The sequence below is a fragment of the Mesorhizobium comanense genome, assembly GCF_005503535.1.
Classification (GTDB): domain Bacteria; phylum Pseudomonadota; class Alphaproteobacteria; order Rhizobiales; family Rhizobiaceae; genus Mesorhizobium; species Mesorhizobium comanense.
The window spans coordinates 1-7298 of record NZ_SCNN01000057.1; the positions used below are offsets into that span (position 1 = coordinate 1).

Genomic DNA, 7298 nt, shown 5'->3' on the forward strand with positions numbered 1-7298 from the left:
GCGTCAGGACAAACTCATGTGGCAGGCGCAAGAGACCGTCCAATGAGCCCGGAGCGGTAAACGGCGGGTATTCCTTGATCGACACTATGGCGCCGAGCTTGGCTGCGTCCGGCCCGCGCAGTTCCAGCGCGGACTTACCGAAAAACAGCTGCCGCGTCGCCAGAACATCGCCAAGGGACATGCGCGGCAAAGGAATTTCCACGTCGCCGCCACCAGCGAGGATTTTCGCCAGAAATTCGGCGGCCTCGGAAAAGAAGCTGTCGCGGCGCTTCACGACACCGAGAAGACGCCCCCCATAAGCGGCGAAATCCTTGACCATGCCGTCGAGGATGTCATGCAGTTCGGCTATCGCCTCTTCGCGGGTTTCTTCGCCGGCAGTGCTGATGCGGAATGCATTGAGCGCCTTGTCCACCCATCCGACACGGCCGACCATCGGGCGCCGTATGACCGTCAGATACGCCTCGTTGACGAAAAGGTTTTTCGAGCCAAGCTCATCCATGTAACGGGCGTCGAGCTCGGCCACGAAAGGATTGTCAAAGTCGCCTTCGATCTCCGGCGTCACGTGGCGGCGGATGATCGTTGTGTAGACCGCAAAGCGAGAGGTCGAGAGATTGCGGAACGTGGTGTTGCGGTTGAACATTCGACTGTTCAACTCGGCCTGATCCATCGTCTGGAACGGCAGGCCACTAAGCTGGATGGCGCCGACCAGAAAGCCGCTCTTCGTCACGATCAAATTGTCATCGACGTGGCGAAGGTAGGGGATGTGCATCGCAGCGGGTTTTTCGCGGCGGCGCTCACGGCCAAATTTCAGGTCTGCATCGAGGCTCATGGCGAATAGCTCCTCGCCCCCCAGAAAGTGAGGTTCGCCACCGCTCCGCGTTTGGAGACGCGCCGCTCGAAAATATGAAAGATGTACGGATCGCGCTGGCACAGATATGCACTGACCAGATGCACCACGCCGAACACGCCAAGACCGAGCATGAAGCTGCTCGTGGCGATAAAGCCGATCACCGCCAGGATGCCGTTCAGTGCAAAAACTTCATAGCGCACGCCCCATTTCATAGGGGGGCGTGTCAGGGGCAGGCTGACCGGCTCGACATAGACTTCCTCGTCGTCCATGGCTCAGCTGCCTCCTGCCGTCGCGCGAACCGCGTCCACCAGCTGGGCAGCGCCGAAGATAAGAGCGATGCCAATGATGATGGAAAAAGCCATCATCCACGCCAGCCGTCCCGTCATGGCGAGGAAGCCGAGAAAACAGACCGCGATGATGGCAAATGAGCGCGCTATGTTGCCCTGCAGAACGCCGACGAACCATTCCAGCACGTTTTCGACTGGCGCCGCCGATTGGGCGTATGCGGTGGCTGGCGCCAGAGCTATTCCGACCGCCGAGGCCAAGGCCAGTTTCAGAGCAAATTTGCCTGCTTTCCTGTATTCCACCCTTGGCTCCTTTCAGTTGCCGAAATCCATGACATGACCCTCCTGCCAAGCGTCTCCGCTTGCTGGCGGACCGGCCGCGAGCATTTCGGATTTGGTCAGGACGGGCTTCGTCGCGACACCGCCGAACTTCCAGCGGTTGAGGATTTTCACGATGTATTCCGCGGTCTCCGGATTCACCGGAATGCCCTGCGCCTTGTAGACGCTGTTGGGCCCGGCGTTATATGCCGCCAGCATCAGCAGCGGATCCTGGAACTCGTCATAGAGTGACTTCAGATAGCGCAAGCCAGCCCGAACATTCGCCTGCGTATCGCAACGGTCGCTCACGCCGAGATCGGCCGCCGTCCCCGGCATCAACTGCATGATCCCAAGGGCTCCGGCCTTGGACGGACCCTGATTGGCGCCGAGATCGCTTTCAGCCCATGCGATCGCCTCGGCCAGATCGGCGTCGAAGCCTTCGTCCAGCGCGACTGAACGCACAAGTTCGGCGACTTCAGTACGGTTTCCGGTCTTGCACGCCCCAGGCCTCTGCGCCCCGACTGAGGTAAGGGCTTGCGCCGGCGTTGCAAAGGCGACCGCGACGCGGTCTGACGCCAGATCCCGGCCGTGCGCTTCCAAGGGCATTGTAGCGGCACACAGGGTGAGCAGAAGAGCTGTTCGAGTGTTCATACTGTCGCCAAAATTTAACACTTTACTATGGCTACACGCAGCCCTAGTAAAGTGTCAACACCATATGCACCGCAGGGACGGATTTCGATGAAACAGATTGCCCTTTGCACGGCTTTGCTGCTCCAGGGCACCGCGGCTTATGCTGCCGGCGCCGACGCTCCAAATGCCTTCGCGCAGCCGTCGGAACACTACCTGCTCCAGTTTGCCAAGCCGGGCGAGAAGGTGTTCGTCTATGAGCGCTACGATGCGAAAGGCGCGCTCTTTCAGCGCGACGCGGCGACCCTCAGTTCGCCGGTTAAGGCGTCGTCGGCGACCGAGCGCGTCATCAACGGCGTGGCCTATCGACTGCGCGGCCTCGCCGCCTGCCCAAATCCAAAGATTACCTACAAGACGCAGGCGTGGGACTGCACGAAGGCCGCGCAGGACTATGAAGAAGGAATCTACAACCATCGTGCTTCTGTCGTGCTTTGCAAAACGCTTGTGCTGCAGAGCAGGAAGGGGGAACCCGACGCCGTGTCGTGTTTTTCTCTCGTGGGTGCGGGCAATACAAACGACCCGTACAACGTCGCCTACGACGATGACGAAATGGTTTTCTTCGGCATGGCCGCAATCGGACGCAACAAGGACGGCAAGTCGCTGCGCCCCGATCTGGAGCACTCCGCCGACCTCGGTGGACAGTTCCAGGAATGAAACAGGCGCGCTTTGCAGTGCTGGCCGCTTTTGGTTTGTGCGCATCGGCACAGGCCCAGGGTGCATCCGAATCTGCCGCGCCAACGCCCTTCGCGGTATCGAAATCGGCTCAACTGCTGACCGGAGATACCTGGCGTGACGGCGACCACCTTTTCCGCCTCTATGGCGTGCAGTCATGTCTTCGCGGCACGTCGGCTGAACAGCGAAATGGGAACAAACTCGATTGCGGGAACATCTCGCTGGCGCATCTGGCAGCACTGTTCGATAGCGCGGCGGTGACATGCCAGCCAATCGGCTACGCCCTCGACAAGGCGGCCTTTGTCGTCTGCGGTGCGCAGCTGAATGGCGACACAATCGACGTCGGCACCGCGCTCATAGCGACCGGATACGCGTTTGCCGCAACGACAGCAAAGGGCAAAGCCGTCAATGAGAACTACCTCGTCGCGGAAATCAACGCTAAGATGAAACGTGCAGGTTTGTGGGGCACGACGTTTCAGCACCCTGTTCAGCTGCTGCTAAATAAGCGATCGGAGAGACAAGAATGAAGCACGACGATGAGGCGCACAAATATTACTATCCCGTGGAAGGACGCACCGACGGCGCAATCGGCGATGCTATCGCATTCATCGCGATCATCTTGGTGCCGGCGGGAATCTACGTGGCCTGGAATACCGTGGCCTCATGGATTTCAGCGCTCTTCTCCTAGGCCTGCAGTTTCGCGAAAGAACCGAGCAACGCGCGCAAATCGTCGACGTCAATCTCGCACCAGTCGTTCCCCAACAACCGACAGAAATAAGCTGCCTTCATTTTCATCTCAACGACATCGGCCACCGGCGCAGCGGCCGCGCGCCGACGCGCGATAACCTCTTCCGCCATGACCGAATCCAATCGCCGGCCGGTCAGGGTCGCGTCCGGCCCTTCTGCCCCCATCCATCGCTTGCCGAGACGTTCAACCATGGCGACTGCTTGACGATGCGCCGCGATCAGATTCGGGACCCCGTCGGCCTCTTCCACCACTCCGTTGTTACAGACCACTTGAATGGGCATCGATTGGCTCCACGCTCATGACAATTCGTAAATGATACCTCGGGAGGCGAGAAAAATAGGGATGGCTTCATCCCTCTGCTTCTCAGGCTCCCGAAGCCCTGGCTTCCCCTACTTTTCGCTCATGCGGTCGCGACCGATCCGGGCAGCTCAGTGCCTTGGCCGGCGGTTTGCGAAACATCTCCCCCGCAACAACCGTGTGCAGCCTCTCCAGCGGGTCACCAGTCATCGATCGTCTCCCGTGCCGGCCAAATCCAGTTAATAAAAGCGTTGATTGAGCACGAAGGCACGATAAGATACGAAGCCTAGCGAAGCGGAACGAAACTAGAGCCTATAAGTTGTTGTTTAAGAACGGAAAGTTATTTCTCCCTCCGCCCAGAGACGGGAGTGATTTCAAAGAATTATTCAAACGATTGGCGGCGGCGGGCGCGGGTCGACTACTGGGCAAAGACGGGTTTCCTGCCGGCCCATGGACGCCCGAGCTCCTTGCAGAGGCGATTTCACAGATTGATTCCAACCGGGTTGGGGTCGATCTACGAACGGTGCAGCTTTGGTTTCAAGAGAACGAGAAGGGTATTAGCACTGCCAACATTCGTTGGCTGGCGAGGATTCTCGGATGCGATGATCCGGTCGCAACTAGCGAATGGCAGATGGAGCTTAGTGCGGCGCAATCGCGGCTATCGATCAAGAGACGAGGATGGAAGAGAGCCGGAAGCAGCGTTGCACAGGAGATTCCAGATACGGCACTGACGGCGACCTTCGACGACGAGACAGACTCCCCAGCAGTGCTGACACGGGATACTGACCCCAAGGGGCCGAGCCGGCGTTTTAGTTTGGCGAGGAAATCGGAGGCGTTTTTTAGTCGCGGATCTCCCCTGAATTTACCGGCGTCGGTGTTTGCGGGTGTCACCGCTCTTGGGTTTTTGTCGTATCTTACGGGGATTCACAGCGTGACATATGGCCGGGCGGATGGCGTCGTCAAGCAGGTTGGGTTTCTTTGGACAGCGAATTGGACATTCGTCTTCATGGTATTTTTGCCACTGTTTTTTGCCTTCGTGACAGAGCTGGTGACCTTTTGGAAAGATGAAGGCCGCCCAAAGCTTGTAGCGCAGGGCGACAAGATGGAAAGCGACGATGCCTGGGCGCGCAGCGTACAAGCTTCTTCGTATTCATATTGGGCGGTTCTTTTGATTTGTGTGGTATTCGCCGGTCTTTTTCAGTGGATCGGCGTGTCTTTAATCCCGTTGCTCAAAGGTGGTGGCAGCTATGCGACGGACTGGGGCTCGTTAGCGATTGTGCGCCCTGAAGTTATATCGGTGCCGGAAGCGATCGTGTTCACGGGGCTCGCTTACCTATACATGTGCCTATGTTTTTATCTGTTCTTCGTAGGTCTAATTTTGCTTTATACAGTGATCCATGATCTTTGGAAAATTGGAAAAGCAGCGAGTAATTCGCCCGAGGTGGATTATCAATACGGCTTCCATGAAGCCAGCCTCAGGGTTATGCGTGCGATTTTTCGGTGTACTGTTTTGGGGCTTCTGATCGCCATAGTCATGAAGCTCCAGAGTGCTTACCTGACATCGCGTGGGGAGAATATTGTGGCGTGGTTGGTCGGCGATATGTCTTCCGCCTTCTATGGGCGAAATGATGTGACCGCCGTGATCAGCTACCGTAGGCCGACCCATTATAGTAGCCTTCTTATCGCTATTTCGACCTGTGCTGTATTTCTGTACGGCTCCATCCGTGTAGGTGTCGAACCTCGGTTTCGTATGTCTTTGTGGAAGATGTCAGCGATCGTAGCGTTACTCGTGGCTAGCTACTTGCTGATCGATGCATTTGCCGGCTTTTCGATCCTTCTGGGCGTTGGAGTGCTGTTCGCAATATATGGCTTGTTTGATCCAGGGTTGGGGCGACGGCAAGCGATTAAGTTGGGAAACAATCAGAGTGTATCATAGTTGGCTTGATCATTGGGATGAGCGGCGGGCGCGACGCGGTGAGGAAGGGAAGAAATCAACCGATTTCGCCCTTGACGCGGAACGCGCCTTTCCAGGTGCGGATAAGATAACAAGTATCGAGGAATTCTGTGCCCTTGCGGACCAAGCCGTGGCTGATCCAGCCTTTTTCGATGACCCGAATGTGAGTGTTCAGGGGTTTGAAAGGCTAGATGGGTGGCTCAAATTTCCATCGGACATATCTACTGATATCGAACAGAACAATGTCGTCTCGGCGAAAATCACAGAAAGCGGGTCGTTCGATCAGGCGATGGTGATTTTTCACCATTGGAATGCAAGCTCCCGGAATCGTCAGATTGCCAACTTCTTCTCCCAGCGTGGCACCACGGTTGTCGAGATCGCTATGCCTTATCACTTCGAACGCAGCCGTCCCGGCTCCGTGCACGCCGACTATATGCTTAGCCCTAGTCTCGGTCGAACGATCCAATCTGTAAGGCAAGCAGTGTTGGATGGGCGAAAACTCATACGTTGGTTGAAGATCGAAGGCTATCGAGAGATTTCGGTTCTCGGTATGAGCTTAGGCTCCTGGGTTGCGGGCCTTCTCGCGGCGCACGACTCGGCTGTGTCGAAAGCCTCGTTGTTTCTGACGGCGGGGAGTCTAGCGGATATGGTTTGGACGGGTCGCGCGACACGATTGATACGTGCTAGTCTCGAGCCAGCGATTAAAATGACCGAGCTCAGAAGGGCTTGGGGTCCACTTAACTTGGAGAATTACGCAGATAGTTTGGCACGGCCTGATCTCGGTCTTCACGTTGTGTTGGCTAAGAGAGACAAAGTGGTGTTGCCAGAGCTATCGGAGAGGTTCATGCAGAGGCTGAAGGACGCCGGAGCTAGGCCAAATATTTTGGAATTAAACTGTGGTCATTATTCGCTCGCCATGCCGCCATACATTTTGTTGGCCGGTTTGAGCTTAAAGCGGTTTCTGTCGCGTGCTGACAAGTCTGCCCGGCAAGCATGAGTTTGGCCGGCAGGGGCATGGAGCGGTCGCCGGCTGGGGCGTATTATAGGCCCGTTAGGAACACTCGTCAGGCGGCTAGGTGTCGGCTCCGCCAGGCGGGATCTTTTCGGAAAAGAGGAAGGTCGCTGGATCAAGTTTCAACGCCTTGGCGATCGCCGCAATCGTGTCCACGCTGATATTGCCGCTCGCGCGTTCCAGTTTCGTGAATGTCGCCTCCGCCACGCCGATTAGTTCGGCCATCTCATAGCGGTGCAAAGTACGTCGTTGTCGCTCAAAATCGATGATGTGCGCCAGCCGCTTGCGAATCGCATTGTCGTCCAACTGATGCGCCCATTCCGGAACTTTCTTGCCGCCGGCGAGCAGTGATGCAAAAGACAGTTGCAAGCCGTTTGCCATGATCTGCAGCGTCGTCAATGTGACATTATTTTTCTGACGCACAGTCTGAATGTAGGTTCGATAGGCCAGTTTTTCGCCCTCGGCGGTCCGAAACA

The 7298-nt window shown here is 56.8% G+C and carries 11 protein-coding genes; 5 read left to right on the forward strand and 6 right to left on the reverse strand.

Going from position 1 to position 7298, the window contains the following annotated elements:
- From FFS37_RS35335 to FFS37_RS35350, 4 genes are all read right to left on the reverse strand, one after another.
- The coding region (locus FFS37_RS35335) for a VirB4 family type IV secretion/conjugal transfer ATPase (RefSeq protein WP_456299332.1) at positions 1 to 667 on the reverse strand (667 nt) is incomplete at its 3' end.
- Positions 668 to 825: 158 nt separating this feature from the next.
- Positions 826 to 1119, reverse strand: coding sequence for a type IV secretion system protein VirB3 (locus FFS37_RS35340; protein ID WP_006339854.1), 294 nt, complete (start codon positions 1117 to 1119; stop codon positions 826 to 828).
- Positions 1120 to 1122: 3 nt separating this feature from the next.
- Positions 1123 to 1437: a TrbC/VirB2 family protein gene (locus tag FFS37_RS35345; RefSeq protein WP_023720448.1), complete on the reverse strand. Its 315-nt coding sequence runs from the start codon at positions 1435 to 1437 to the stop codon at positions 1123 to 1125.
- A gap of 12 nt (positions 1438 to 1449) precedes the next feature.
- Positions 1450 to 2052 carry a lytic transglycosylase domain-containing protein gene (locus FFS37_RS35350; protein WP_171026563.1) on the reverse strand — a complete coding sequence of 201 codons (603 nt, stop codon included), beginning with the start codon at positions 2050 to 2052 and terminating at the stop codon, positions 1450 to 1452.
- Between the two features lie 138 nt (positions 2053 to 2190).
- Here FFS37_RS35350 and FFS37_RS35355 point away from each other — a divergent pair, with 138 nt between their 5' ends.
- Genes FFS37_RS35355 through FFS37_RS35975 form a run of 3 tightly spaced genes read left to right on the forward strand, consistent with a single transcriptional unit; the run spans position 2191 to position 3499 of the window.
- Entirely contained in the window at positions 2191 to 2793 is a 603-nt protein-coding gene (locus tag FFS37_RS35355; protein ID WP_095776129.1) for a hypothetical protein, read from the forward strand.
- Entirely contained in the window at positions 2790 to 3338 is a 549-nt protein-coding gene (locus FFS37_RS35360; RefSeq protein ID WP_137935518.1) for a thermonuclease family protein, read from the forward strand. The genes FFS37_RS35355 and FFS37_RS35360 overlap by 4 nt, the downstream gene beginning before the upstream one ends.
- Positions 3335 to 3499, forward strand: a complete 165-nt coding sequence (locus tag FFS37_RS35975; RefSeq protein ID WP_171026564.1) for a hypothetical protein — start codon at positions 3335 to 3337, stop codon at positions 3497 to 3499. The genes FFS37_RS35360 and FFS37_RS35975 overlap by 4 nt, the downstream gene beginning before the upstream one ends.
- On the opposite strand, the gene FFS37_RS35365 is transcribed toward FFS37_RS35975, so the two are convergent.
- The gene (locus FFS37_RS35365) at positions 3496 to 3840 is read right to left on the reverse strand and encodes a hypothetical protein (RefSeq protein WP_111542654.1); all 345 of its coding nucleotides are present in this window, start codon (positions 3838 to 3840) and stop codon (positions 3496 to 3498) included. The two genes, FFS37_RS35975 and FFS37_RS35365, sit on opposite strands and share 4 nt — an antisense overlap.
- Positions 3841 to 4178: 338 nt before the next feature.
- Between FFS37_RS35365 and FFS37_RS35370 the strand changes: the two genes are divergently transcribed.
- Both FFS37_RS35370 and FFS37_RS35375 read left to right on the forward strand, forming a co-directional pair.
- Entirely contained in the window at positions 4179 to 5792 is a 1614-nt protein-coding gene (locus FFS37_RS35370) for an RcgA family putative transporter (protein ID WP_095776126.1), read from the forward strand.
- Complete coding sequence (locus tag FFS37_RS35375; RefSeq protein WP_137935519.1) at positions 5782 to 6807, forward strand: alpha/beta fold hydrolase; 1026 nt, start codon at positions 5782 to 5784, stop codon at positions 6805 to 6807. The genes FFS37_RS35370 and FFS37_RS35375 overlap by 11 nt, the downstream gene beginning before the upstream one ends.
- Before the next feature lie 75 nt (positions 6808 to 6882).
- Here FFS37_RS35375 and FFS37_RS35380 read toward each other — a convergent pair.
- Positions 6883 to 7298, reverse strand: a 416-nt coding sequence (locus tag FFS37_RS35380) for a helix-turn-helix domain-containing protein (RefSeq protein WP_137935520.1), incomplete at its 5' end; no start/stop codon positions are given.

Coding starts and splice junctions, on each gene's coding strand:
- FFS37_RS35340 (WP_006339854.1), bottom strand. CDS start 1,119: ATGGACGACGAGGAAGTCTATGTCGAGCCGGTCAGCCTGCCCCTGACA.
- FFS37_RS35355 (WP_095776129.1), top strand. CDS start 2,191: ATGAAACAGATTGCCCTTTGCACGGCTTTGCTGCTCCAGGGCACCGCG.
- FFS37_RS35360 (WP_137935518.1), top strand. CDS start 2,790: ATGAAACAGGCGCGCTTTGCAGTGCTGGCCGCTTTTGGTTTGTGCGCA.
- FFS37_RS35975 (WP_171026564.1), top strand. CDS start 3,335: ATGAAGCACGACGATGAGGCGCACAAATATTACTATCCCGTGGAAGGA.
- FFS37_RS35365 (WP_111542654.1), bottom strand. CDS start 3,840: ATGCCCATTCAAGTGGTCTGTAACAACGGAGTGGTGGAAGAGGCCGAC.